Source organism: Pedobacter sp. Leaf41 (assembly GCF_001422545.1).
Lineage (GTDB): Bacteria > Bacteroidota > Bacteroidia > Sphingobacteriales > Sphingobacteriaceae > Pedobacter.
Genome location: NZ_LMLE01000006.1, coordinates 660829 through 686506 on the forward strand (window position 1 = coordinate 660829; position 25678 = coordinate 686506).

Here is a 25678-nt window from a genome sequence, read left to right on the forward strand (position 1 = left end):
GAGGGGTTTTACTGGGTTTTCAGGTTTTCAAATAAGAAAACTTGTTTCGAAGCAATGACGCGATCGCCAGCTTTCACACCTTTGCTGATAGAGATCTTGTCGGCAGTTTTGCGGCCGATTTCGATCTCCTGAATGCGGACTTTATTATCGCCGCTTAATAGTAAAACATAATTTTTATTCTCATCAAAAATTACCGTCCTAGCGTTTACCACAGGTAAATTTACACCTGAACTAGCTGAAACCTTTACCGTACCGAGCATACCTGGCTTCAGTAAAAAATCAGGATTTGCAATGACAACCCTTGCGTTCATAACCTTACTATCTTGGTCTATCAGGTTGTAAATTTTGTCTATTTTTCCCTTAAAAGGTTTCTCCGGATAGGATAGGGTCGACAAATTCACTTCATCGCCAGCTTTCACTCTTGAGATATCCGATTCGTAAATGTTAATCATTGCCCAAACATTAGAAAGATCGGCAACTGTAAATAAACTTTTGTCGTTATCGCCACGCAATTGCATATTATCGTTAACATTTTTTTCGATTACGAAGCCATTCAATGGCGATTTTATGGCATATAAACCCGTGCTGCTTCCTCCATTTATTTTTAAAACAGAATTGGCCCTTTTCAACTCCGCTTTCTTAATTTGATAATCGTTTTTAGCTTCTTCTAATTCTTTAGCCGATGATAAACCACTTTCATAAAGTTGTTCGGCTTGCTTAAAGATTCTATCTGCGGTTTTAAGTTCAGCTTTGCCGGCAATTACTTCTTTATCAAAGCCAGCCATTTCAGCACTGTTTACTGTTGCGAGGGTTTGTCCTGCCTTAACCTGATCACCTAAACGCACATTTACTCGGTTTACAGATCCGCTGACCATGGGGAAGAGCTCTGATTTTCGATCTTCATTGGCTGTGATTTTAGCAGAAAATATAATGTCTGCTTTGCCATTTGCCTGCTGAACAGTGTCGATAGTAAGCCTGTTCAACAGCGAATCTGTAATGGCAAATTTTTCAGATGGAGGCACTGCTTTTTTATCGCTACAGCCAAAGCCGAAACTTACTGAAGTGAATAGAAAGGCCTTAATGATATTTTTGTGGATGGTTTGCATATTAGTTATTTGAAAATGTTCGTACCAGTAACGTAGTTTAATTCCTCTCTCGAACTCATTCTTTCGAATTTCAGATTGTTTATTTGCAGGATATTTTCCTTGTAGGATTCATATAAGTCGAGGAATTCGATCAAACTGATGTTTCTTTCTTTGAAGTTTTTGATTAACCCAATGATCAGTTTATCAAATTCGCCATTGAAGGCAGGATCGATTTCTGAAGAAAGTTTTTCATTTCTCAAAGCAGTGTGATAGCTGTTAAAAACCTCGTTCGATAGTAAGATCTCCTGCTTTCTTATGTTCGAAGTAGCAGCATCAATTCCAACCTTTGCCTTTTTAATTTCTCCCTGGTTTCTATTGAATAATGGAATAGGAATCTTTAGACCTAAACCCGTATATTTTTCAGGGTAATTGCCTTTTAAATCATAAGCCAGTGAGATTTCAACATCAGGAATGGCCATTGCTTTTTGAAGCTTTAAATTGAGTTCGTTATATTCCAGATCAGTTTTGGCAAGTTTTAAATCTGCCCTGTGTGTTCTGGCAGAGTCGAGCAGATTGGAATAGGGGATTTGATTTAATGATATATCCTTTTCCATTTTTTCTGGAAGTTCTAAAACCAGGGAAACATTAGGTTCCAGGCCGCACAGTAACCGCAAGTCTTTGTAATGATCTTCTAAATCATTCAGCAGGTTTACCCTTTCTGATTTTAAACCAATAATTAATGATTTTATTCTGATTACATCTTTTAGTGCAATATTACCCGCTTTCAACTGCAAATCGTACGCCTTTAAAAGGCTTTCAGTCGATTTGATCTGGTCATCATAAACCTTTATTGTTTGGGCGGAGAAATAAGTCTTGTAAAAAGTATTGCGCAGCTCATACTTAAGTGTGCGTATCAAATCGAAATATTCCAGTTCCGCCAATTTTACGCCTGTTTGGGCAAGCTTAATGTTCTTGTTTCGCTTGCCGGCGAGTTTAATTAATTGAGAAATTGAAGCCGCATATTGGCCATATTCAAAGGATGTTTGCAGGAATTTCTTTGTTTCGTGGTTGTAAAAAAGATTTTCGTATTCTAGCTCTGGATTATCAAAAAGCTTTGCCGTAATTACTTCGGCTTTAGCTGCATCTATTTCATAACTACGTAATAATAGGTCAAAATTATTTTTCAGAAAAAAAACCTCGGCTTGCTTTAGATTCAGCTTTAAAGAGTCAGTTTGTGCAAAGCTTACCTTGGTAGAAATAGTAATTATAAAAAGTAGGAAAATACTTATTCTCATCATGCGGCAAAACTATCTTTGCCGAATTAAACATGAATTAAATCGAAATTAAAAGCGGATTAAAATAAAGGCAGGGTAATAATAAAGGTGCTTTTTTGAGTGCTTGAGCTTGAAATCTCAATTTTTCCTTTAAATAGATTTATAATTTTTTGAGCCATATATAAGCCCATTCCTTCCCCGGTTTTCCCCAATTCTTTAGAGCGGGTGTAAAATGGTTTAAAAACTTCTTCTCGCTCCGACGCAGAAATTCCTTTTCCCTGATCACTTATTTCGATAACTAAATTTTCAGCATTTGGTTGCAGTGCACAGGTTACCTTTTTGTTGTCGGAGAATTTAAAACCATTTGAAATAATGTTATCAAACACGATTTGTAACAATACAACATTTGCCAACACCTGGGGTTGGCTGCCTGCCAAATTGTTTATTATTTCAATCTCTAGATTTTTTTGCTGCTGCCATTCCTGCTGAATTTTTATCAACAGCTCATCTACCCGAACAGGAGAAAGCTGTGACTGAATCAATTCGACATCCATTTTTGCCAGGGCCAGTAATCCGGTAATAATATGGTCCATCTTTTCTGCGTCATCCAGCATGGATTGAATCGCTTTTTGATAGGAATCACTATCACGCTCTTTAGATAGCGCCAGTTCTGCTGCCATCATCATCCTCGTAACGGGTGTGCGCAACTCATGCGAAGCATTCGCAACAAAAGTTTTCTGAAGGATAAAAGCCTGCTCCAACTCGTTCATCAATTGATTGAAGTTTTTTGCGATAAGACCGATTTCGTCTTCTGTGTTGCGCTCTTCAACTCTAAATTCCATGTTTTTCAAGCCAATTTGTTTCACTTCGGTCATAAACTTTTTTAATGGCTGCAGCATTTTTTCAGCAATCCATCTACTAAAAAGCAAAACGATAATGGAAATCATTACGAAAACAAAAACCATAATTTTCAAAAGCTTTACAAGCCTGTCATGAGAGCCCTGGTCGGTTGCTGAAGCCAGAATAACAAAATCGCCTTGGTTATCTTTGTAATAAATGCCAACAACCTGCCGCTCTCCATCTGTATATTTTAGGCGTTTGTTTTTTCTAACCTTTTCTATTGTAGCTTTTGTCCAATATTGTGCGGAATCGCCAATAAAGGTTGCCCTATTTTTATAGTCGTAAATACGGGTAACTTCACCATTTAACTTCTGCAGGTATTTATGCCGCACCTCATTTAAGGCATCTCTGCTAATTTCGTCGGCTTCCAGATACAATTTCGCCGTAACCATAGTTCTATCTGTAAGGCGTTCAAAAAAATCAGCCTGCAGAAATTTCATGAAAGTAAAATACACTACGCAAAGCACCGCGAAAAGCAAAGAAGTGCTGATCAAAGTAAAATACAACGCAATGCGATCTTTTATTTTCATTATTTAAAAATGTAGCCCATGTTTATTTTAGTGTGAATTAATTTTCTGTCGAAGTCTTTGTCTATTTTCTTTCGCAGAAAATTAACATAAACGTCTATTACGTTTGTCCCCGTATCGAAATTAATATCCCAGGCTATTTCAGCAATATACCGACGGGATAATAAGCGGTTGGGATTTCGTAAAAACAACTCTAATAAAACAAATTCTTTGGCACTGAGGTCGATGATTTTCCCGGCCCTGCTTACCTCTTTGCTTAAGGTATCCATTATCAAATCCTCGAAAATAAGTTGATGATTTGGAACGTTTTCTAAAGAAGTTTGTCGTCTTAGAAGTGCAGAAACACGGGCCAGCAGTTCCTTCAAATGAAAAGGTTTGACCAAATAATCGTCAGCGCCAGCATCTAAACCAGTAACTTTATCATCAACGGTACCCATAGCGGTGAGCATTAGGATAGGAGTCTGGATGTTTTTCTCGCGAAGGCGTTTACAAACCTGGATGCCACTTAAACCCGGCATCATAATGTCGATAATTAGCAGGTTAAACTGTTCCTGACCGAAGTTTTCCGACGCATCAATTCCATTGGAAACAACAGTTATCTGATAGCCGTTTTCTTCCAGGGCAGTTTGCAACAATGCTGCAATTTTTGGATCATCTTCAGCTATTCCTATTTTAAGCATTTACAAAAATAGTGATATGATGTTAAATTGGGATTAAAGTGATGGTGGCTAAAGAGGTTTTAGGTTTGGAATCAGATTTAAAAACGCCTGAAGGTTTGCCTGATATTTTTTCTTATCCAGTTTAAAATAATAGGCGCCTTTTTTAGAACCTGATTTGTCTTTTTCTTCCAACTTAATCAGTAAGCCCGTTGAGCTGATCTTCCTGCTGAAGTTTCTGGTGTCAATCTTGGTATCATTTACCTCCTCAAATAAAATTTGTAACTGAGGAATGGTGAATTTTTTAGGTAACATTTCGAACAAAATAGGGTGCAAGGCTGCTTTATAGCGTAATTTTTCTCTCGCATCTCCCACCATCCTGTCGTGGTCGAAAATGAGTTTAGGTCGCTCGCTAATCAAAAACCATTCCGCGTGGTAATCATCATTTAGTTGCGTTTTGTATTTATTGATATCAATCAATGCAAAATAACCAACGGAAAACGTTCGCTCGATCGGGTCTCGGGCAGGCTCTCCGTAGATTTGCAATTGTTCCAGATAAATTCCTTCTAAGCCAGTATTCTTTTTTAAAACACGTTGAGCGGCTTCATCCGGACTTTCGTTACTGCCCACAAAGCCCCCAATTAAACTCCACTTATTGATTTCTGGTTCCAAGCCTCGCTTCACGAGTAAAATTTTCAAGTGTTCTCCGTCAAATCCAAACACAATGCAATCTACAGCGACTAAATAATGAGGTTGACTAGAATATTCTAACATGTTTAGTAATTATCGGGTGATGATTTAAATTTCCACTAAAATATAAAATATTAACAAAATTATTAATTGTCGTTTTGACATTTAATATATTATGAATAGCTTTGTTCAAATCTTTCTAAAATTTTTAACTCAAATGGATAACAATTTCGAACTAGATTCTAACCCGCATACGCGGTTAAATATTTTAACCGGAGAATGGGTGTTAGTATCTCCTCACCGTACCAAGCGCCCTTGGCAAGGCAAGTTAGAAGATTTAACACCGGATAATAGGCCTGAATATGACCAGAAATGTTATTTATGTCCAGGTAATGAGAGGGCAGATGGAGATACCAACCCCGAATACACCGAGAGTTTTGTGTTCAAAAACGATTTCTCTGCACTTTTGGAAAATACACCAGAAGGAATATTCAATGAAGAGGATTTATTGGTAGCAACAAATCAGAAAGGGCTTTGTAAAGTAATCAGTTTCAGTCCAAAACATAACTTAACCTTGCCCGAAATGAAAACCATGGAAATATCGGCTGTGGTTTCGTTATGGCAAAAGGAATTTGATAGTTTATCAGAGTTTGAATGGATTAAATATATTCAGATTTTTGAAAATAAAGGTGAGATCATGGGCTGCAGCAATCCACATCCACACGGACAGATTTGGGCTCAAAGCGATATTCCTGCAGAAATTGCAAAAGAAACCGAACGACAAAAAAACTATTACGCCATACATCGCCAGAGCTTATTATCAGCCTACCTAAAACTTGAACTGAAAAAACAAGAAAGAATCATTTACGAAAATCAACATTTCGTGGTAGTGGTTCCATTTTGGGCAGTTTGGCCGTATGAAACGATGATCATTTCAAAAAGGCATATCACAAGCATTAAATATTTTACCAAAGCAGAATGCGAGTCGTTGGCAGATGCGATTAAAATCTTAACAGTGAAATATGATAATCTTTTTGAAACCGCATTTCCTTACTCAGCTGGAATGCATCAGTCGCCGGTAAATAGTGGTGATTTTCCTGAATGGCACTGGCATATGCATTTTTATCCTCCTTTGTTACGCTCAGCAACGGTAAAAAAGTTCATGGTTGGATACGAAATGTTGGCTAGTCCTCAAAGAGATATCACCGCAGAGTTTGCCGCCAAAAGGCTAAAAGAAATGCCGGCTACACACTATAAATTAACCCAAAACTAAAAAAAAATCAGTTATGGATATTGAACGACTAAAAGCTTCCTTCAAAAACCTTTTTCAAGCGGAGCCAATCATTGTAAAATCGCCTGGTAGAATTAATATTATTGGCGAACATACCGATTACAATGGAGGCTTTGTGATGCCTGCTGCCATAAACAAAGCCATTTATGTTGCTGTTTCTAAACGGACAGATAACGAAATCCATCTTTATTCAGAAAGCTATCAGCAATTTCACCACTGTAGTATTGAAAGCATTGAGAAATCAGGCAAAGGCTGGGCAAACTATATCTTAGGTGTTGCAGATCAGCTAAAGAAGAGAGGTTATAAGTTTGGTGGATTTAATCTTTATTTGGATGGTAACGTTCCGCTAGGAGCTGGCTTGTCTTCTTCTGCTGCATTGGAGTGTGCTACTGTATTTGCCATTGATTATCTCAACAACCTCGGTATCTCTCAAATGGATAGGGCGCTAATCTCACAGAAAGCGGAGCATGTTTTTGCAGGCGTGAACTGCGGGATTATGGATCAATTTGCTTCCGTTTTTGGTAAAAAAGATTATGCCGTAATGCTGGATTGCCGTTCGATGAAATACGTTTACATCCCCCTTAAGTTAGATGGCTATAAATTGGTTTTATTAAATACGAATGTTAAACATTCACTGTCCGACTCGGCATACAACACCAGAAGATCGCAATGCGAACAAGGGGTAGCATGGGTAAGCGAATTTGTTGCGGGTGTAACGAGCTTACGGGATGTTAACCGAGTTATGCTTGAGCAATACGTTAAGCCAAAAAGTTTAGAGGTTTTCCAGAAATGTAACTTCGTAGTAGAAGAAATTGAAAGAGTAGTGAAATCTGCTGATCAACTTGCAAATGGCGATCTTGCCGCTTTAGGTAATCTGATGTTCCAAACCCATGAAGGCCTGAGCAAAGATTATGAGGTGAGTTGCGCTGAACTTGATTTTCTGGTAGAACTTGTAAAAAATGACAATGCTGTTCTTGGCGCACGAATGATGGGAGGTGGGTTTGGAGGCTGTACCATCAATATTGTAAAAGATGAAGCTATTGACGAACTGATTGTTCGGGCGAAAATAGACTATAAAAAGCGATTCAATCTGGAACTTGATGCCTACGTGGTACAAACAGATAATGGATCCGAGTTGGTTACTTAAATTTTAGTTGATAAATAAGGTTTAAATAATATAGGCCTTATTTATTCTGGTTGCAATTAATTTCACACTGGGTATTTTAACGTTGCATTCTTGGTCTTTTACTTTTTTGAGGCTGTGAACCAGAAGGTTTTGGCTTAAATACTTTCTTCGGTGCTTCTTCAGCGCTTTGTTTCACTGTAATTACATTTCCTTTAAAGGTTTCACCATTTAACATAGAAATAATATTGCTAGCATCTGATTGATTGAGTACTTCTATAAAGGCATAACCCTTACATTTTCCGGTTGCTCTATCTCTAACAATTTTTATGGTTTCAATTTTACCATGTAGGCTGATAAAAATTGCCAGATCCATTTCCTGGATATTATCTGCTAAACCACCGACAAAAAGCTTAATCATATTAAGAAAGTTAATCTAAGGATAATTTTAATTATTAATATGACCTGATAATCGCCATTTATATTAATAATGTTGCAAAATAAGCAATATTAAAGGAGAAACAAATGTAATTGACCTCTTTTTTTACGAAACTTATTGAATTATAGTAGTTTAATATTGTTAAAAAAATCAGTAAGGCGATTTATTGGTTCCAAAGGTTCAACATCTCATTAAATATGTTTACTATCAGTCATTTTATTTGGTATTGATTATCACGCGAGATATTCAAAATTTTTATAACCGGTCGCCACTTCTAATCAGAATAGATGGACTTTGGATTACTTTTTCAAGCAGAATGAGTTCTTCCTCTAAGAGCCAACATGCTTCAATTGGCCTGAAACTGGGTTTTTGATATTACGGCAAGGAATTTGTTAAGGATTTGGAAAAAATAAGATTATGAAAATATACAAATCATTCCCATTAGTGCTTCTGGCGATTGTACTGGTATCTGGTTGTGTTAGCAACAAAAAATATACAGAGTTGCAGGATACTTATGCTAAACTCAGAGAACGAAACCAGGAGCTGAGTAATAAATATCAGGATAGTCAAAGAGAAATTACTGGTGTAACCAGCAGGGTTAAAAGTTTAGAAGAACAAATTGCATCAGAAAAAGCAAATGTGACCTCCCTTCAAGATGCATTGAATAAATGTTTAAGTTCAAGCAGCCAGGGAAATGTTAACATTTCAAAATTGGTTGATGAAATCAACAGTTCAAATAAATACATCAAGCAATTGGTTAATGCTAAAAACAAAAGCGACTCACTCAACATGGTGTTAACAAATAACTTAACCCGCTCATTAAGTAGGGAAGAATTAAGTGATGTTGATGTTCAAGTATTAAAAGGCGTAGTGTACATCTCTTTGGCCGACAATATGTTATATAAATCAGGTGGATTTGAAGTAAGCGATAAAGCAGGAGAAACCCTAAGTAAAATCGCTAAAATTATTCAAGATTACAGTTCTTATGATGTACTAATCGAAGGTAACACAGATAATGTTCCAATTTCGCAGCCTAATATTCGCAACAATTGGGATTTAAGTGCTCTACGTGCTTCTTCTGTTGTTCAGGTATTACAAAACAAATATTCTGTCGATCCAAAACGTTTGACGGCAGGTGGAAGAGGTGAATACAATCCGGTGGCCGATAATAATACGCCAGCTGGTAAGGCTAAGAACAGACGGACTCAAATCATCATAACCCCTAAATTAGATCAATTTATGGATCTGATTGGCAAAGCACCCGAAGCATCTCAAAAATAAAATAACGAATTAGTTAAGCTAAGAGCCTGGTCATTTTATTGATTCAGGCTCTTTTTTTATTACAAATTATATCAAATTAATAACCATATCAATCTAATCAATAAAAAATTTCATCCGCATCACAATTCATTCAAACATTTTCTATCCTTTAGCGATTGTTCATATACAAAATTATGGAAGAGCTAATCAATCAATTAAAAAAATATTTAGGAAACAGGGTTGAAGAAGTGCGAAGCAAAGGACCTGCCGAGGTGGAAATAGTTATCGGGGAAATGGAAGATGTTGATCAGCTTTCTGCTGATCTTAAAACTCATATCGGGGAAATTGTAGACGAAATCACGTTAGCAAAAATTGATTTTGTTACCCCTGAAGGAAAGGAAATCTACAGCTTTGCGCTAAACCAATAATATCAGGTATTATGAAAATAGATATCCGAAAGCGAAGCATTGGTTTGAATTTTTTGAAAAATAATAAAGTCGAAATCTGGCTTTGGGCTCCAAGTGCTAACAATGTATCATTATTAATTACAGAAAAAGACTTAGAAATACCATTATTGAAACAAAATTTTGGTTACTGGTATGCGCTCTCATCTTATATTTCCGAAGGTGATCAATACTCTTTTAAAATCTGGCAATCTGGTGAAACAAACGAAGATCTTTCTGATGCAAAATTTATCACAAGAGCAGATCCTGCATCAATTTACCAAAAAGATGGCATTTCTGGAATGTCAACTGCGTTAAATTTGAAATCATTTCATTGGACAGATAAAGAATGGAAGGGCATCTCGTTAGAAGATTATATTATTTACGAGCTTCACACTGGTACTTTTACTCCTGATGGAGATTTTAAATCCATTGAAAACAAACTGGATTATTTAGTTGATTTGGGCATAAATGCGATCGAAATCATGCCTGTGGCACAATTTCCTGGCAACCGCAACTGGGGTTACGATGGTGTATATCCGTTTGCTGCACAAAATACCTATGGCGGCCCAACAGAATTACAGCATCTGGTAAGCCTTTGTCACGAAAAGGGCATTGCAGTGATTTTGGATGTAGTTTACAATCATTTAGGACCGGAAGGAAATTACTTCAGCGATTTTGGGCCCTATTTTACGGATAAATATCATACTCCCTGGGGCAGCGCAATCAATTTTGATGATGAAAAATGCGACCCCGTAAGGCAGTATTATATCGAAAACGTATTGATGTGGTTTCGCGATTTCCATATCGATGCGTTGAGACTAGATGCCGTTCATGCGATTAAGGATGGAAGTGCCAAGCACATTTTAAGAGAAATTAAGGAAAACGTAAACCTTCTTTCTGAAACTGTTGGCAGGGATTTCAATCTTATAGTTGAACTTGATTTAAATGATAATAAATACATCAATCCAATAGAGCAGGGTGGTTACGGCATGGATGCACAATGGATCGACGAATTCCATCATGCGCTTCGCGTAACTGCGGGTCAACGTAAATACGGCTATTATTCAGATTTCGATGGAATTGAGCATTTGGGTAAAGCCCTAACAGATGCTTACGTATATGATGGTCAGTTTTCGGCTCATCGAGAAAAGCAATTCGGAACAAAAGCAAAAGACAATCCTGGAAAGCAATTTATCGTTTTCTCTCAAAACCACGATCAGGTTGGCAATAGAATGCTTGGCGAGCGGACAAGCCAGCTTGTAAGTTTTGAAATGCTAAAGCTGATGGCTGCAACTGTATTTGTGAGTCCTTATCTACCACTCATTTTTATGGGTGAAGAATACGCTGAAGAAAATCCGTTTATGTTTTTTATCTCACATATTGATGAAGAACTGGTCGGACTAGTAAGGGAAGGGAGAAAAAGAGAATTTGCCGCATTCCACAACGGTGAAGAAGTTCCTGATCCGCAAAGTGAGGAAACATTTAATTATTCAAAACTAAATTGGCAAAGCCAGCTTCAGGGTAAACACCAGATCATGCACGCATTTTATAAGGCAATTATAAAGCTGCGAAAATCCTTACCTGCATTGGCCCATCTTAACCGTCAACAATTAAAGGTTGATGTTTATCGAGATCAAAATTGTTTAACGATGATCCGATGGCATCAAAATCAAAAAGTATTATGCGCATTAAATTTTTCAAAGCAACAGCAAGTTTTGCCGATCTTGAATGGATTGGATTATAAACTTATTTTAAATTCTGCAGGCGATCAGTGGGGAGGAAACCACAATAACGATGTAGATTTTACAGATAATGCCCTCAACATTTTTCCAGAATCGATCCTAATTTTTACTAGCCAAAATGTTTAAACCGACTTCAACATACCGCATTCAATTTCATAAAGATTTTAATTTTAAATCATTAAACAACATCATTCCCTATTTACAAAAACTAGGGATCGATACCATTTACGCCTCACCGATATTTGAAGCCGTTGAAGGTAGTACTCATGGTTACGATGTTCTAAATCCACTTAGGGTAAACCCCGAAATTGGTACCGAGGATGAATTGTTAGAAATCTCCACAAAGCTAAAGGCGGCCAAGATTAGCTGGATTCAGGATATTGTTCCTAATCATATGGCATTCTCACCAAAAAATAAATGGTTAATGGATGTCTTGAAAAATGGGAGCGAGTCAAAATATGCCTCTTTTTTTGATATCGATATTTCGAATAACCAAAAACTGATGGTACCTTTTTTAGGTTCAGATCTGGAAGATGCCATTGAAAGCTCAGCGTTAAAATTAATCAAAAATAAAGGTGAATACTTTCTAAACAATGGAGATTCAAACTGGCCAATAAATCAGGCTACTCATGAAAGGCTTGCTGGTAAAAATGACGATGAAATCATCGACAAGAAACTGATCAAAGAAGTTGCAAATGAGCAATTTTATCGCCTGTGTAACTGGCAAGAAACTAATCATACCATCAATTATAGAAGGTTTTTTACAGTAAATGCACTAATCTGTTTGAATATTCAGGATCAGGAAAACTTCAACATTTACCATAAATACATTTTAGAGCTAATTAAAAAGGATATTTTTCAAGGTCTACGCATTGATCACATTGATGGACTTTATGATCCAAAAGGGTACTTAGATAGATTGAGAAAAGCTGTTGGGGATGAAGTTTATATTGTTGTAGAGAAGATTTTGGAGCGAGATGAACAATTGCCGTCCGATTGGCCGGTACAAGGCAACACAGGATATGACTTTTTGGCCATGACAAATAATCTATTCACCAACCAAACGAATAGGGGCAAGTTCGATGAAATTTATAAAGAAATCACGGGTAAAAATCTTGATCCAAAGATATTAATAAATGAAAAAAAAGAAACTTTCCTTTTCCAATACATGCAAGGAGAGCTAAATAATTTATTTGATTTATTTACGGATTTAAAGCTTTTTTCAACTGAAGAAATTAACAGGGTTAAGCCTGAAAAATTGAAACGGGCAATCGCAGAGCTATTGATTCAGATGCCTGTTTATCGCTATTACAATTACAATTTTCCACTTCCAGAAAACGATAGCGAAAATTTAAAAGCATTATTGGATACCGCTGCAAATCAGGAAGACCTAAAAGAAGCTGCTTCTGCTTTAAAACGAATGTTTCTAGTGGTACCATTAGACTCGGATGCTGAATATAATGGTAAACTGAGCAAATTTTACCAGCGATTAATGCAGTTTAGCGGGCCGTTAATGGCTAAAGGCGTAGAAGATACCGTAATGTTTACCTATAATCGTTTTGTTGGACACTCGGAAGTTGGCGATGCACCAGATGCATTTGGTTTCAGTGCCAGCGAATTCCATAAGAAAATGGTTGACCGTCAGTTGCATTGGCCATTGTCTTTAAATGGAAGTTCTACCCACGATACCAAGAAGGGTGAAGACTTTAGAGCTAGAATAAATATACTTACCGATCTCCCGGAGGTATGGCAAGTAGCGGTTCAGGATTTTATTTCAGCAATAAAAAACTCTCAAAAACTAAACGAAATCTATAAGTCAATCCACAATAATGATTTTTATCTTATTTTCCAGACTATTTTAGGTGCTATCCCTTACCCCGGCGAGGATGCAGATGAGTTTGATAATCGTTTGATTCAGTTTATAGAAAAGGCATTAAGAGAAGCCAAGAAAAGGTCTGATTGGGCAGAACCGAATGAAGAATACGAAAAACTATTACAGGATTTCGCACTTCAATTAATTGATAAAAATGAAGAAAGCTTCTCCATAATATCTAAGCTTCTCAAACGCATTGCAGATTTTGGAATTTTAAATAGTTTGTCTCAATTGATTTTGAAATTTGTTTGTCCAGGCATCCCAGATGTTTACCAGGGAACAGAACTTTGGGACTTAAGTTTGGTTGATCCAGACAATCGCAGGCCGGTTGATTATGAAAAACGAAATCAGTTTATAAAAGAAGAATCATCGCTAAAAGAACTTTGGTCTTCAAGATACTCCGGGAAAATCAAATTATGGTTAACTAAAAAACTCATCAATTTTAGAAAAGCGAATCAGGATGTTTTCACTAAAGGGGATTATATTCCATTAAAAGTAGAAGGTACTTATCATGATAATATTTTAGCTTTTGCTCGTAAATACAAAGAGAAATATGTTGTTATCGCGGTTCCTTTAGGCTTAGCGACGATAAGCATATCCGAAGAAATCGTGAATTTTAATTGGTTAGATACCCAGATTATACTTCCGAAAGAGTTTCCTGCAAGCTGGCGCAACATTATAACTGAAAAAGATGAAGTAAAAGATATCCTAAACGAAAATATTTCGGTGAACCAATTATTTGGTGATTTGCAAATTGGTTTAATTGAGCTAAAAAATAAGCCTGTTGAACGATCTGCAGGGATCCTGATGCACATTACCTCCTTACCTTCTAAATACGGAATCGGTGATTTTGGAGCTGAAGCCAATCGATTTGTCGATTTTCTAGCAGATACAAATCAAAAATACTGGCAAATATTACCGCTAAATCCCACGAAAGTTGGAAATGGCTATAGTCCATACTCAAGTAATTCAGCTAAGGCGGGTAATATCTTACTAATTGATTTAGAGCAATTGGTAGATGAAGGTTGGCTTACGGTTGATGATTTGAATACTTCCGTTTTGCCTTTTGAAGATAAAGTTGACTTTTCTAATGTCGAGCAGACGAAATTCATGTTGCTTAAAAAAGCTTATAAAGCTTTCAAAAAGAACAATGCGGAAAATAATGACTTAGGATTTTTCAACTTCTGTACCAAAGAAAGTGAATGGCTTAACGATTTTGGTTTATATACCGCTATCAAAAATCATCATCAACAATTAGAGTGGTATAACTGGCCGGCAGAATTTAAAAAAAGGGAAACCAAAAAAATCGATGTTTTTCGTAGCGAATTTACTGAAGAAATTGATGAAGTAAAATGGCAGCAGTATGTATTTTTTAAGCAGTGGCATAAACTTAAAGATTATTCGAACTTAAAGGGTATTAAAATCATAGGCGATCTGCCATTTTATTTAGATTATGATTCTGTGGAAGTTTGGTCTGATCCCGAGCTTTTTAAATTGGATACTGATTTGAAACCGACATTTGTAGCTGGTGTTCCTCCTGATTACTTTAATGAGAATGGCCAATTATGGGGGATGCCTGTTTTTAACTGGACAGTACTGGAAAGCACTAATTATGAGTGGTGGATTAAAAGATTACAGAAGAATATGGAAATGTTCGATCTGCTCCGTTTAGACCACTTTATTGCTTTTTCATCCTACTGGGAAATACCTGCAGATAGAGAAAATGCTATTCATGGGAAATGGGAAAAGGGTGGGGGCGAAAATTTCTTTAGCTTAATTAAAACTAAATTTCCAGACATGCCTTTTATTGCCGAAGATTTGGGGGAAATAAGCACTGAAGTAGAGAAGCTTAGGGATGAATTTAAATTGCCTGGAATGAAAGTACTACAGTTTGCTTTTGGAAGCGATCTTTCTGCATCTTCGCATATTCCGCATAACTTTACAAGCCAAAATTGTATCGTTTATTCTGGTACACATGATAATAATACATTAGTTGGTTGGTATGATAAAGACATTGACCAACAAACAAAGGAGCGCATAACAATCTACTGCGGTCGCCAGATTGACGAAAAGAATATTCATCAGGAATTCATCAGACTTGCATTTTCATCAACCGCTAAAATAGCCATTTTGCCGATCCAGGATGTTTTAGGTTTAAATGAAGAAGCAAGGATGAATATTCCAGGTAATGCAAATGGCAACTGGTTATGGCGCTTGGATCTGGAAAAGCTCAAAGCAATCAAACATTGGCTAGCAGATATTACTTCAATTTACGGTAGATCAAAATAACGCGGATACATTCACGCAAAGTGCTTGATGTCTTTCTTGTCCAAGTAAACGAAAATATCATTTAAAGTGACACATCTGGTTGCTCTGATTGCAGATTTAAGTACTTCCGTTGTAATTCCAGGTTTAATGGTCCAATAAATTAGATCTTTTTCTTCGGAAATGCTTACAATTTCTGCTTTCTGGTTAGATGCTGAAGGTAGATTGTTCATAAAAACAGTTTTTTTAGTTTTTATTAAACAATGAATAAGCAAATGGAGCTTGTAATTCTAAGTTGATAATTAATTTGTGCATTTATCTTACATTGTTAAACTTTTTTCGAAATTTTTCAAGTCAAATGTTCTCAGTGTTTTTTTATCTCTTTTGCATATTTTTATCTTATTATAGATAAAAGTTGTTTAAAACCAAGCTTAATGTATTTTTAATTCTACATATTTAATTATTTTTGTCGAATTTTTAGGAGTATATAAATGAGTAAATTGAGAGTAGGCACTATAACCTACATTGATAGCGAGAAACAATTGGGCGTAATCGTAGATGAGAATGCTCAAGATATTACATTTAGTATGGAATTCGTTAATGGTTTTGTGAAGGTTGATGATCAGGTTTCTTTCGAAATTACCTTAGAAGATGGTTTAAAAGCCGTCAATATTTCAATTCTTTAGTTAAATATTTTCTAGATCTCTTAATCACTTTCAAATCATTTAAATCGAAGATAATTTTAACTGCAATTCATCATAATTGATGTCATGAACTCCAAATTCTAAAACTTTTTCTTATTATTGTTATTCATTATTCCCTAATATCTAATTTACGGCTCGAAAACATTTTCCACGTCCCTAAATTTTTAAAATGAATCCCGAAAAAATCTATAATGCAGATAAGTGGTTAGCGTATGGCGGATTTTCACCTTTAATTACTGTCTTTCGCACCTTTCACGATTTGTCTCCCGAAATTGAACAGATCATAAACGAGCAAACATTTCCGGTAGCTTTTAGAAAAAACAAATTTATTTCATCTCCATTACATCGCAATAAATTCATCTTTTTATTGTTAAAGGGAGTTGCCAGGGGGTATATGAAGGAGGAAGATAAAGAAATAACCACCTGGATTGCAAAGGAACATGAACTTGTGGGCAACATCAGAAACTTGTGGGATGAGCAACAGCCAACAGAAGAGTATGTACAAGCTTTGGAAGACGTAGAGGCTATTGCTGTTCCGCATGCGATGTCGAGGCAACTTTATAATAACTTCGAAATTGCCAATTATGTAGGAAGAAAGATGACACAAATCCATTACTTATATGCCTGCGAAAGGGCTTATATATCTAGATTGCAGTCAGCTGAAAAGAGATACAAGCGTTTTTCGCAGAGCTACCCTGAACTGGTCAATCGTGTACCACTAAAATATATTGCATCTTTTCTGTGCATGCGATTGGAGACTTTAAGTAGATTGAGGTCTAAAATCTCAGCTGAAAGTTAATAAAGCTAATCAGTCCTTCTTATAGTCTTATTTATTCAGCCGATATTTTAAGTATTTATACGTTTTTTCAAGCCTTAATCCATTTAATTTTTACTTCCAATGTTGCAATTGTGCAGGAAAAATACGCTGATCGTTAAAAAGATAAGAATTAAATTTATATAAACTGTTATCATTCAGTTTGTTAAGATGTGTCCAAGCTCAAATATCTGATTTTTACCATTTAACACTTCTTGATTATCTTTTTTTAAAAATTTATATATATTTGTTCTTACCCTTTCGAGGGTATGTTTTTCATAGGTAGATGTAGGGTCAGAACATTGTTCTGGCCCTTTTTTATAGTCGCTTATTCTATTTATAAAACGCTAATTTTGTACTATGAATAAAAAGAAAGTTGTAGTTGCGGTAACGGGAGCAAGCGGTTCAATTTATGCAAAGGTATTGTTTGATAAGCTGGCACAGTTAAGCGATCAGATTGCAGCAGTTGGGGTAGTGATGAGCGATAATGCTAAAGAGGTTTGGCAGTTCGAACTCGGAAACCAAGATTACAGCAGCTATCAAGACTTTACTTTTTATAATAAAAACGATTTTAATGCGCCATTCGCCTCTGGGTCAGCAAAATACGACACGATGATTATTGTTCCATGCTCAATGGGTACATTAGGTCGAATTGCTCACGGCATCTCGAATGACTTAATTTCGAGAGCTGCAGATGTGGTATTAAAAGAACGAAGAAAACTAATTGCAGTGGTTCGTGATACTCCATTTAGCTTAATCCATATCACTAATATGAAAGTGGTAACAGAAGCAGGAGGAATCATATGTCCGGCAAATCCATCGTTTTACAGCCTTCCAAAAACAATTGAAGAAGTAGCTGGAACTGTAATTAGCCGGGTGCTAGACTTAGCAGGTTTTGAGCAAGAAAGTTATCGCTGGAATGAAAAGTAATAGAGTTTGAAGCTTTGGTTCGATGGAGCAGCCTGATTTCGAATGTTGATTCACTGTAATTTACTTTATATCTCAAATCTCCTATTCCAATACTCTAATCTATTTTCCTATCTTTGCAGGCTCAATGAAAAAGGTCGCATTTTATACATTAGGTTGTAAATTAAATTTCTCTGAAACTTCCACAATCGGTCGGTTATTTACCGATGCGGGTTATTTTGTTGTAGAATTTCAGGATCAGGCCGACATTTATGTAATCAATACTTGCTCTGTTACTGAACACGCTGATAAAAAATGCCGTAAAGTTGTTAAAGAAGCTTTAAAATATTCACCAAATGCATTCGTGACGATTGTTGGTTGTTATGCACAGCTGAAACCGCAGGAAATTGCGGAGATTGAAGGCGTTGATATGGTGTTGGGCGCTGCTGAAAAATTTAGAATTGTTGATTTCATCACCGACTTAACGAAAAATCCTAAAGCTGTAGTTCACCAACAAAACATTGAAAAGGTAAATCATAACTTTATTGCATCATATTCTATCGGAGATAGAACCCGAACATTCCTTAAAGTTCAGGATGGTTGCGATTATCCATGCACTTATTGTACAATTCCATTAGCTCGTGGCGCTAGTCGTAGCGATACTATTGAAAATGTAGTAAGTAGAGCGAGGATGATAGCAGAAGGTGGTGTTAAAGAAATTGTGCTGACAGGGGTTAATCTTGGCGATTTTGGTATCCGTAATGGCGAACGTGAAGATAAATTTTTCGACCTGGTTCAAGCTTTGGACGAAGTTGATGGTATTGAAAGGATTCGTATTTCCTCTATAGAACCGAATCTATTGAGCAATGAAATTATTGAGTTTGTTTCTACTTCGAAACGTTTTGTTCCACATTTTCATATCCCTTTACAATCTGGTTCTGATAAAATTTTAGGTTTAATGCGCCGTCGCTACCGTACAGATTTGTATGTAGAACGTGTTGCTAAGATTAAGGAAGTAATGCCTCATTGTTGTATCGGTGTTGATGTTATTGTAGGGTTTCCTGGAGAAACAAAAGAGGACTTTCTCGATACTTACCAGTTTCTGAACCAGTTAGATATTAGCTACTTGCATGTTTTTACTTACTCTGAGCGTGAATTAACAGTAGCTGCCGAAATGGCTGGTGTTGTTCCTGGAAGTCAAAGAAACGAACGGAGTAAAATGTTACATATCCTTTCCGATAAGAAACGCAGAGCTTTCTACGAATCGCAAATTGGAAGCGAAGCAGAGGTGCTGTTTGAAGCTGATCAAAAAATGGGTTACATGCATGGGTTCACCAAAAACTATGTTAAAGTACGTGCCAAATACGATCCTATCATGGTTAATGAACTTAAGGCTGTTAAGCTTTTGGAAATGACAGCTGATGGAGAAGTTGAAGTGGCTGAACTGGAAACTACATACGCACATCATTAAACTGAATTTAATTTTTTAGAGCGCAATCTATAAGCTGCTTTTAAAACTACCCGGGCTATCTGCTTAATTTTTAATATAAGTGAATGAAACAAAAAGGATATCGCTGCTATCCCGTCTATACGCCCAAAAAATTGCTATAAACTCTGGTATGATCCCCTCGTTATGCCAAGAATTACTTAGTGATGTAGTCTAAACCTGATCGAAGCGAACATGAGAAACAGCCTTTTTCTGGCTGCTGGCGAATAAAGCGTAGAGCAGGACAGAGGCAGCCGATTTTAGCCGAAGATTGCTTTCCAAATCATAACAAATCTTTAATATCGTAATAAAATCTTTCAATTTAACATGGCTTGTTAAGAGTTACGCCATACCTTTCAGCTTTGGTGTTTCTTTCCTATCTTCGCAACAAATAATTTTTATGTTTCCTACCGTTTCGCATTTTTTAGAATATCTGTTTGGTATTAATTTGCCATTGCCATTTAACACTTTTGGCGTTTTTGTTGCCATTGCATTTATAGCTGGTTATTGGGCCTTCACTAAAGAATTGAAACGCAAAGAAGCACTGGGAATTCTTCATCCCATAAAGAAAACTGTTGTTATTGGTAAACCGGCTACCACATCAGAAATTATAATGAATGCACTTTTTGGCTTCATTATCGGTTACAAGCTGGTTTATGCACTTCTAAATTATTCGCTCTTTGTTAGTGATGCTCAATCTATTTTAATGTCTACCAAGGGGAACATTATTGGGGGTTTGTTTTTTGCTGGTCTGTTTGCTTATTGGGATTATAAAGAGAAAGATAAAAACAAGTTAGATAAGCCGAAAGAGACGCAGGTTACAGTTCATCCGTATCAGTTAATGAGTAATTTAATTGTTTGGGCTGCTATTTGGGGTTTTTTGGGTGCTAAATTTTTCGATAATTTAGAGTATTGGGATGATTTTGTTAAAAATCCAATTGAGAGATTGTTATCCTTTAGTGGCCTTACCTTTTATGGCGGTTTAATTTGTGGGGGTGCAGCAGTACTTATCATTGCCAAAAGAAATGGAATAAAACCTTTACACATGCTGGATGTTGGCGGACCGGGTATGATGCTGGCTTACGCTGTTGGCCGTATTGGTTGTCATTTATCTGGTGATGGCGATTGGGGAATTGTAAATTCGAATCCGAAACCATTTTCTTGGTTGCCAGATTGGATGTGGTCTTACACTTATCCAAACAATGTGGTGGGCGAAGGGATTCCAATTCCGGGCTGTACTGGTAAATTTTGTAACGAGTTGGCGCAAGGCGTATATCCAACACCGTTGTATGAAGTAATTGTTTGCCTTATTCTTTTTGCATTTCTATGGAGCATCCGTGATAAAATAAAAGCACCAGGATTAATGTTCGGTATTTATATGATTTTGAATGGAATAGAACGTTTCTGTATTGAATTGATTCGTGTAAATTCAAAATATCATGTATTCGGTTTGCGGTTTACTCAGGCTGAAATGATTTCTACCTTCTTAGTGTTAGGCGGTATTGCCTTAAGTATTTATGCTTTAAGAAATAAGAATAAACTCGCCTAAAATCCTTTCCAAAAATTCATTTTAAATCCAACAACCTTGCTAGGTTTTTGTTAAACAGCTATGAATTACGAATTACTATGCAATAAAGTAATATCCATTGTAAGGCTTACAGGAAATTTTATCCGTAAAGAGTCGATGCAATTTGATGCTACAAAAATTGAATACAAAGGGTTAAATGATATGGTTTCCTACGTTGATAAAACTGCGGAGCTGAAATTGGTTCAAAACCTTGAAAAATTAATTCCCGATGCTGGCTTTATAACCGAAGAGAAAACTATTTCGAGAGAAGGTAAAAGCCATACCTGGATTATTGATCCGTTAGATGGAACAACGAATTTTATTCATGGCATACCTGCGTATGGAATAAGTGTAGCACTTTACGAAGATGGTTTGCCTGTTATTGGTGTAGTTTACGAACTCAACAGGGGTGAGATGTTTTACTCGTATAAAGGTGGAAAAGCTTTTTTAAATAAGAAAGAGATTCAGGTTTCTATAAATCCTGATTTAAAATCCAGTCTTTTAGCCACAGGTTTTCCTTATTACCAGTTCGATAAGCAAGCTCAGTATTTGAAGTTGCTGGAAGAAATGATGCAAAAAAGCCACGGCGTGCGTAGGATAGGAGCAGCAGCGATAGATTTAGTTTATACGGCCTGCGGCCGTTTCGATGCATTTTTTGAATACAATTTACAACAGTGGGATTTTGCTGCCGGATGTTTTATCGTTCAGCAAGCTGGCGGAGAGGTTTATGATTTTTCTGGCGGAGATGAATACTTCACAAAAAGAGAAATTCTAGCCACTAACGGTAAGTTGACCAAAGAAATATCAGAAGCCATTAAAAGGCATTTCAGTTAAATAAAAAGAACATAAACAATAAAAGCTCATTTTGAAAAGTGAGCCTTTATTGTTTGATAAATATGCTTAGTTACAAAGCTTCAGAAACTACATCAGTAACTTCAGGAACCATTCTTTGTAATAAATTTTGAATACCAGATTTAAGCGTTATGGTTGATGAAGGACAACCACTGCAAGATCCACGTAATTCTACAGTTACCACACCGTCGTCAAAAGATTTATAGGTGATTGCACCACCATCTTGCTCAACGGCAGGGCGAACGTAATCATGCAAAATTTGTTGAATTTTAATCTCCGTTTCTGAACCTTCGAATGCTGGAGCTTCTTCAGCTGTTGCTTCTTTTATCTTTAATTCAGATTCTACCGCACCCTTAACAAATTCCTTTAAAATAGCTTCGATATCAGCCCAGTCTGCATCGTCAGTTTTCGTAATAGTTACAAAGTTACTGGCGAAAAAAACACCAGAAACAAAATTAAACTTGAACAATTCCTTTGCGAAAGGAGAATGTTCAGCGCTTTCTTTAGTTGCGAAATCTTCACTACCGTTAATTAAAAGCTTATTAACCATGAATTTCATGGTTGCCGGATTTGGAGTTTGCTCTGTATATACGTTAATCGTCATGTCTTAATCAATTTGAATAAACAAAATTAACAATTAGTGGCCAATAATACTTTTGACTGCTGTCTGTTTAGCGTCAATTTAATTCTGCTAAAAAACGCCTGTGTAATTAAATGGAGTTATCTTCCTTAATTGTACTTTAACTTCCTCAGTAACAGCCAACCCTTCAATAAATTCTGCAATGCTCGCCGCATTGATTTTTGAATTTGTTCTGGTTAATTCTTTTAATGCCTCGTATGGGTTTGGAAAGTTTTCTCTACGTAACACCGTTTGGATGGCTTCCGCAACGACAGCCCAATTATCATCTAAATCTGCGTGTAAAGCACCTTCGTTTAATAAAATTTTATTTAAACCACGTAAAGTAGAATTGATTGCGATTAAAGTATGCCCAAAGGGAACACCTACATTCCTTAACACGGTAGAATCTGTTAAATCTCTCTGCAACCTGGAGATGGGAAGTTTTGCTGCAAAAAACTCAAATAAAGCATTAGCGATTCCTGCATTTCCTTCCGCATTTTCAAAATCGATTGGATTAACCTTATGCGGCATTGCCGATGAACCAATTTCGCCTGCTTTGATTTTTTGTTTGAAATAATTCTTCGATATATAAGTCCAGATATCGCGGTCCAGGTCAATGATAATGTTATTAATGCGCTTTAAAGCATCACATTGTGCTGCAAACTGATCATAATGTTCAATTTGGGTGGTGTGTTGCGCTCTTGTTAAGCCTAGCGTTGAGTTTACGAAATTGTTTGAGAAATCAACCCAATTAACTTGTGGGTAAGCAATGTGATGTGCATTAAAGTTTCCTGTTGCGCCACCAAATTTTGCGCTGTTTGGAATCGTCTTCAGGCTTTCCAATTGAATACTTAATCTTTCTGAAAATACTAAAAATTCCTTTCCTAATTTAGTAGGTGAGGCCGGTTGACCATGCGTGTGCGCCAACATTGGAATATCCTTCCATTCACTAGCCAGCTCGTTTAATTTATGAATTAGGGAATCAATGGCTGGATAATAACTTTCGTTTAAGGCTAGTTTTATTGAATATGGAATGGCTGTATTATTAATGTCTTGCGACGTTAAGCCGAAATGGATAAATTCTTTATAGTCTTGTAATGAAAGTGCATCAAATTTTGCTTTGATAAAATATTCAACAGCTTTAACATCGTGATTGGTAACTTTTTCAGTTTCCTTAATTTCTAGCGCATCAGTTTCTGAAAAATTCTTGTGTATCGTTCTTAATTTAGCGAACAACGACTTGTCGAAATTTTCTAAACCAGGTAAATTAATTTCGCATAAGGCGATAAAGTATTCAATTTCGACAAAGACACGATATTTTATGAGCGCTTCTTCAGAAAAATAGCTGGATAAACGTTCGGTCGTTTTTCTGTAACGACCATCAATAGGTGAGATTGCTTGTAGCGAAGTTAAATTCATTATGCGGATTATAATTTTGCCGCAAATTTACTACAATTGATGGATTAAATAGACTGAATGAAATAAAATTTGAGCCTACAGGACTATTTCATTTTTTGTGGTCGAAGATATAAACGAAAAAAGCTCCAATCAGTTATGATTGGAGCTTTTTTATATAAACCGTTAATTAGTTTTTAACAACAGTAGTATCAGTTTTAACAACTGTRTCRGCAACWGTAGTRTCAGCTTTAACAGTAGTATCAGCAGTGATAGTAGTATCAGCRCCTAAAGTATCAGTACCTTCGCCTTTTTTCTCTGAGTTACAAGCAGCAACTGATAAAGATAAAGCGATAGCTAAGAAGCCTAATTTGAATGCATTTTTCATTTTAATTTTGTTTTAGGTGATTAATTAATTTACTCTTAATACCTAATAAGTAAAAAGGTAACCCAGAAAAATTAATTTAAATAAAAAAAAACTCCAACCCATTAAGATTGAAGTTTTTCCATATTTTATTAAACTATTAACTAGTGTTTTACAACAGTATCAGYTTTAACAGTAGTATCAGCAGTGATAGTAGTATCAGCACCTAAAGTATCTGTACCTTCAGCTTTTTTCTCTGAGTTACAAGCAACAACTGACAAAGATAAAGCGATAGCTAAAAAGCCTAATTTGAATGCATTTTTCATTTTGAAAATTCGTTTTAGTGATTAATTAATTTACTTTTAATACACGAAACCTAAAAAGGTAACCCGTGAAAATAAAAAAAAATAAAAAAAAGCTTCAGCCCTTAAAGGATTGAAGCTTTTCTATATCTTATTAGACTATCAACTAGTGTTTTACAGTATCAGCTTTAACAGTAGTATCAGCAGTGATAGTAGTATCAGCACCTAAAGTATCTGTACCTTCAGCTTTTTTCTCTGAGTTACAAGCAACAACTGATAAAGATAAAGCGATAGCTAAAAAGCCTAATTTGAATGCATTTTTCATTTTTGAATTTTTTAAGTAATTAATTTTCTTGTTAATGCCGCAAAGGTAAAAAGGTAACCCAACAATTTTCAAAAAAATGAAAATATTTTTTATCCGGCTTGGGTTACCACATTTGTGGAGATTGTATTAAGTAATGATAGTAGCTATAAATAATTTTTTATCTAATATTGGGTTACTATTTTTAGAAAAATGTATTAACTAGTGAATAACAGTTTAAAGAGTTCAGTTCCAACAGATAGAGAGGTTATTTTAGGTATTCTAAATAACTCTGAAGATACACTTAACAAGTTATACAAGGCTTATTATACAATGGTTTTGCAGTTTATTCTCAATAATAATGGAGATGAAGATGATGCAAAAGATGTTTACCAGGAGGCTATAATAATTTTATATAACAAAATTAAGGAAGGTAATTTTGAACTCAGTAGCAAGCTTAAAACATATATTTATTCAGTTTGCAGGCGTATTTGGCTTAAAAAGTTAAGCTTAAATAGTAAAAAAGCCGGCAACATTACTGATTACGAAGATGTTTTAATTGTTGAGGAAGATGTGGAGGAGCACGAGGAAAAGGATTTGCAATTTGTTAAAATGCAATCCGCCCTTGATCATTTGGGCGAACCTTGCAAAACCATTATTCAGGATTTTTATATCCACAATTTATCCATGCAGGATATTTGCGAAAAGTTTGGTTATACCAATACTGATAACGCAAAAACACAAAAGTATAAATGCCTGCAAAGGTTAAAGAAAATATTTTTTCAACCATAGTAATT

25 protein-coding genes are annotated in these 25678 nt (G+C 36.0%); 13 read left to right on the forward strand and 12 right to left on the reverse strand.

Features of this window, described 5'->3' with window-relative positions:
* Positions 1-8: 8 nt before the first annotated feature.
* The 5 genes from ASE92_RS10100 to ASE92_RS10120 are packed head-to-tail and all read right to left on the reverse strand — an operon-like array spanning position 9 to position 5216.
* Positions 9-1106 (reverse strand): efflux RND transporter periplasmic adaptor subunit, encoded by a 1098-nt coding sequence (locus tag ASE92_RS10100; RefSeq protein ID WP_056849961.1) that lies wholly within the window; start codon positions 1104-1106, stop codon positions 9-11.
* A gap of 5 nt (positions 1107-1111) precedes the next feature.
* Positions 1112-2383: a TolC family protein gene (locus tag ASE92_RS10105; protein WP_235527333.1), complete on the reverse strand. Its 1272-nt coding sequence runs from the start codon at positions 2381-2383 to the stop codon at positions 1112-1114.
* A gap of 56 nt (positions 2384-2439) precedes the next feature.
* On the reverse strand, positions 2440-3789 hold the full coding sequence (locus tag ASE92_RS10110; RefSeq protein WP_056849962.1) for a HAMP domain-containing sensor histidine kinase: 1350 nt from the start codon (positions 3787-3789) through the stop codon (positions 2440-2442).
* A complete protein-coding gene (locus ASE92_RS10115) occupies positions 3789-4466 on the reverse strand; it encodes a response regulator transcription factor (RefSeq protein ID WP_056849963.1) in 678 nt (225 codons plus the stop codon). Before ASE92_RS10115 ends, ASE92_RS10110 begins: the two co-directional genes overlap by 1 nt.
* Positions 4467-4514: 48 nt before the next feature.
* A complete protein-coding gene (locus tag ASE92_RS10120) occupies positions 4515-5216 on the reverse strand; it encodes an NUDIX domain-containing protein (protein WP_056849964.1) in 702 nt (233 codons plus the stop codon).
* A 133-nt stretch (positions 5217-5349) separates the two neighbouring features.
* Here ASE92_RS10120 and ASE92_RS10125 point away from each other — a divergent pair, with 133 nt between their 5' ends.
* Both ASE92_RS10125 and galK read left to right on the forward strand, forming a co-directional pair.
* Positions 5350-6405 (forward strand): UDP-glucose--hexose-1-phosphate uridylyltransferase, encoded by a 1056-nt coding sequence (locus ASE92_RS10125; RefSeq protein ID WP_082455022.1) that lies wholly within the window; start codon positions 5350-5352, stop codon positions 6403-6405.
* 13 nt (positions 6406-6418) lie between these two features.
* Complete coding sequence (gene galK / locus ASE92_RS10130; protein ID WP_056849965.1) at positions 6419-7570, forward strand: galactokinase; 1152 nt, start codon at positions 6419-6421, stop codon at positions 7568-7570.
* Between the two features lie 76 nt (positions 7571-7646).
* Here galK and ASE92_RS10135 read toward each other — a convergent pair whose 3' ends face one another.
* A complete protein-coding gene (locus ASE92_RS10135; protein ID WP_056849966.1) occupies positions 7647-7967 on the reverse strand; it encodes an RNA-binding protein in 321 nt (106 codons plus the stop codon).
* A gap of 435 nt (positions 7968-8402) precedes the next feature.
* On the opposite strand from ASE92_RS10135, the gene ASE92_RS10140 reads away from it, so the two are divergent.
* From ASE92_RS10140 to treY, 4 genes are all read left to right on the forward strand, one after another.
* Positions 8403-9266: a flagellar motor protein MotB gene (locus tag ASE92_RS10140; protein ID WP_056849967.1), complete on the forward strand. Its 864-nt coding sequence runs from the start codon at positions 8403-8405 to the stop codon at positions 9264-9266.
* Positions 9267-9439: 173 nt separating this feature from the next.
* A complete protein-coding gene (locus ASE92_RS10145) occupies positions 9440-9673 on the forward strand; it encodes a hypothetical protein (RefSeq protein WP_056849968.1) in 234 nt (77 codons plus the stop codon).
* An 11-nt stretch (positions 9674-9684) separates the two neighbouring features.
* Positions 9685-11559, forward strand: coding sequence for a malto-oligosyltrehalose trehalohydrolase (treZ, locus tag ASE92_RS10150; protein WP_082455007.1), 1875 nt, complete (start codon positions 9685-9687; stop codon positions 11557-11559).
* On the forward strand, positions 11552-15595 hold the full coding sequence (treY, locus tag ASE92_RS10155; protein ID WP_056849970.1) for a malto-oligosyltrehalose synthase: 4044 nt from the start codon (positions 11552-11554) through the stop codon (positions 15593-15595). The genes treZ and treY overlap by 8 nt, the downstream gene beginning before the upstream one ends.
* 11 nt (positions 15596-15606) lie before the next feature.
* On the opposite strand, the gene ASE92_RS10160 is transcribed toward treY, so the two are convergent.
* A complete protein-coding gene (locus ASE92_RS10160; protein ID WP_056849971.1) occupies positions 15607-15804 on the reverse strand; it encodes a hypothetical protein in 198 nt (65 codons plus the stop codon).
* 258 nt (positions 15805-16062) lie between these two features.
* Between ASE92_RS10160 and ASE92_RS10165 the strand changes: the two genes are divergently transcribed.
* The 6 genes from ASE92_RS10165 (at position 16063) to ASE92_RS10190 (ending at position 21882) form a co-directional block, all read left to right on the forward strand.
* Complete coding sequence (locus tag ASE92_RS10165) at positions 16063-16257, forward strand: hypothetical protein (RefSeq protein WP_056849972.1); 195 nt, start codon at positions 16063-16065, stop codon at positions 16255-16257.
* 187 nt (positions 16258-16444) lie between these two features.
* The gene (locus tag ASE92_RS10170) at positions 16445-17074 is read left to right on the forward strand and encodes a Crp/Fnr family transcriptional regulator (protein WP_056849973.1); all 630 of its coding nucleotides are present in this window, start codon (positions 16445-16447) and stop codon (positions 17072-17074) included.
* 375 nt (positions 17075-17449) lie between these two features.
* Positions 17450-18019, forward strand: coding sequence for a UbiX family flavin prenyltransferase (locus ASE92_RS10175; RefSeq protein ID WP_056849974.1), 570 nt, complete (start codon positions 17450-17452; stop codon positions 18017-18019).
* Between the two features lie 124 nt (positions 18020-18143).
* Complete coding sequence (gene mtaB, locus ASE92_RS10180) at positions 18144-19466, forward strand: tRNA (N(6)-L-threonylcarbamoyladenosine(37)-C(2))-methylthiotransferase MtaB (RefSeq protein WP_056849975.1); 1323 nt, start codon at positions 18144-18146, stop codon at positions 19464-19466.
* Positions 19467-19881: 415 nt separating this feature from the next.
* Complete coding sequence (locus ASE92_RS10185) at positions 19882-21030, forward strand: prolipoprotein diacylglyceryl transferase (RefSeq protein WP_056849976.1); 1149 nt, start codon at positions 19882-19884, stop codon at positions 21028-21030.
* A gap of 60 nt (positions 21031-21090) precedes the next feature.
* A complete protein-coding gene (locus ASE92_RS10190) occupies positions 21091-21882 on the forward strand; it encodes an inositol monophosphatase family protein (RefSeq protein WP_056849977.1) in 792 nt (263 codons plus the stop codon).
* A gap of 70 nt (positions 21883-21952) precedes the next feature.
* Here ASE92_RS10190 and ASE92_RS10195 read toward each other — a convergent pair whose 3' ends face one another.
* From ASE92_RS10195 to ASE92_RS21375, 5 genes are all read right to left on the reverse strand, one after another.
* Positions 21953-22504, reverse strand: coding sequence for a NifU family protein (locus tag ASE92_RS10195; protein WP_056849978.1), 552 nt, complete (start codon positions 22502-22504; stop codon positions 21953-21955).
* Between the two features lie 87 nt (positions 22505-22591).
* Entirely contained in the window at positions 22592-23938 is a 1347-nt protein-coding gene (gene purB / locus ASE92_RS10200) for an adenylosuccinate lyase (RefSeq protein WP_056849979.1), read from the reverse strand.
* Positions 23939-24104: 166 nt separating this feature from the next.
* Complete coding sequence (locus ASE92_RS10205) at positions 24105-24302, reverse strand: hypothetical protein (protein ID WP_056849980.1); 198 nt, start codon at positions 24300-24302, stop codon at positions 24105-24107.
* A 140-nt stretch (positions 24303-24442) separates the two neighbouring features.
* Positions 24443-24604: a hypothetical protein gene (locus tag ASE92_RS21370; protein ID WP_200926393.1), complete on the reverse strand. Its 162-nt coding sequence runs from the start codon at positions 24602-24604 to the stop codon at positions 24443-24445.
* 142 nt (positions 24605-24746) lie between these two features.
* Entirely contained in the window at positions 24747-24905 is a 159-nt protein-coding gene (locus ASE92_RS21375) for a hypothetical protein (RefSeq protein WP_200926394.1), read from the reverse strand.
* 201 nt (positions 24906-25106) lie between these two features.
* On the opposite strand from ASE92_RS21375, the gene ASE92_RS10215 reads away from it, so the two are divergent.
* Positions 25107-25673: an RNA polymerase sigma factor gene (locus ASE92_RS10215; protein ID WP_056849982.1), complete on the forward strand. Its 567-nt coding sequence runs from the start codon at positions 25107-25109 to the stop codon at positions 25671-25673.
* Positions 25674-25678 lie beyond the last annotated feature (5 nt).

Coding starts and splice junctions, on each gene's coding strand:
- ASE92_RS10100 (WP_056849961.1), bottom strand. CDS start 1,106: ATGCAAACCATCCACAAAAATATCATTAAGGCCTTTCTATTCACTTCA.
- ASE92_RS10105 (WP_235527333.1), bottom strand. CDS start 2,383: ATGATGAGAATAAGTATTTTCCTACTTTTTATAATTACTATTTCTACC.
- ASE92_RS10110 (WP_056849962.1), bottom strand. CDS start 3,789: ATGAAAATAAAAGATCGCATTGCGTTGTATTTTACTTTGATCAGCACT.
- ASE92_RS10115 (WP_056849963.1), bottom strand. CDS start 4,466: ATGCTTAAAATAGGAATAGCTGAAGATGATCCAAAAATTGCAGCATTG.
- ASE92_RS10120 (WP_056849964.1), bottom strand. CDS start 5,216: ATGTTAGAATATTCTAGTCAACCTCATTATTTAGTCGCTGTAGATTGC.
- ASE92_RS10125 (WP_082455022.1), top strand. CDS start 5,350: ATGGATAACAATTTCGAACTAGATTCTAACCCGCATACGCGGTTAAAT.
- galK (WP_056849965.1), top strand. CDS start 6,419: ATGGATATTGAACGACTAAAAGCTTCCTTCAAAAACCTTTTTCAAGCG.
- ASE92_RS10135 (WP_056849966.1), bottom strand. CDS start 7,967: ATGATTAAGCTTTTTGTCGGTGGTTTAGCAGATAATATCCAGGAAATG.
- ASE92_RS10140 (WP_056849967.1), top strand. CDS start 8,403: ATGAAAATATACAAATCATTCCCATTAGTGCTTCTGGCGATTGTACTG.
- ASE92_RS10145 (WP_056849968.1), top strand. CDS start 9,440: ATGGAAGAGCTAATCAATCAATTAAAAAAATATTTAGGAAACAGGGTT.
- treZ (WP_082455007.1), top strand. CDS start 9,685: ATGAAAATAGATATCCGAAAGCGAAGCATTGGTTTGAATTTTTTGAAA.
- treY (WP_056849970.1), top strand. CDS start 11,552: ATGTTTAAACCGACTTCAACATACCGCATTCAATTTCATAAAGATTTT.
- ASE92_RS10160 (WP_056849971.1), bottom strand. CDS start 15,804: ATGAACAATCTACCTTCAGCATCTAACCAGAAAGCAGAAATTGTAAGC.
- ASE92_RS10165 (WP_056849972.1), top strand. CDS start 16,063: ATGAGTAAATTGAGAGTAGGCACTATAACCTACATTGATAGCGAGAAA.
- ASE92_RS10170 (WP_056849973.1), top strand. CDS start 16,445: ATGAATCCCGAAAAAATCTATAATGCAGATAAGTGGTTAGCGTATGGC.
- ASE92_RS10175 (WP_056849974.1), top strand. CDS start 17,450: ATGAATAAAAAGAAAGTTGTAGTTGCGGTAACGGGAGCAAGCGGTTCA.
- mtaB (WP_056849975.1), top strand. CDS start 18,144: ATGAAAAAGGTCGCATTTTATACATTAGGTTGTAAATTAAATTTCTCT.
- ASE92_RS10185 (WP_056849976.1), top strand. CDS start 19,882: ATGTTTCCTACCGTTTCGCATTTTTTAGAATATCTGTTTGGTATTAAT.
- ASE92_RS10190 (WP_056849977.1), top strand. CDS start 21,091: ATGAATTACGAATTACTATGCAATAAAGTAATATCCATTGTAAGGCTT.
- ASE92_RS10195 (WP_056849978.1), bottom strand. CDS start 22,504: ATGACGATTAACGTATATACAGAGCAAACTCCAAATCCGGCAACCATG.
- purB (WP_056849979.1), bottom strand. CDS start 23,938: ATGAATTTAACTTCGCTACAAGCAATCTCACCTATTGATGGTCGTTAC.
- ASE92_RS21375 (WP_200926394.1), bottom strand. CDS start 24,905: ATGAAAAATGCATTCAAATTAGGCTTTTTAGCTATCGCTTTATCTTTA.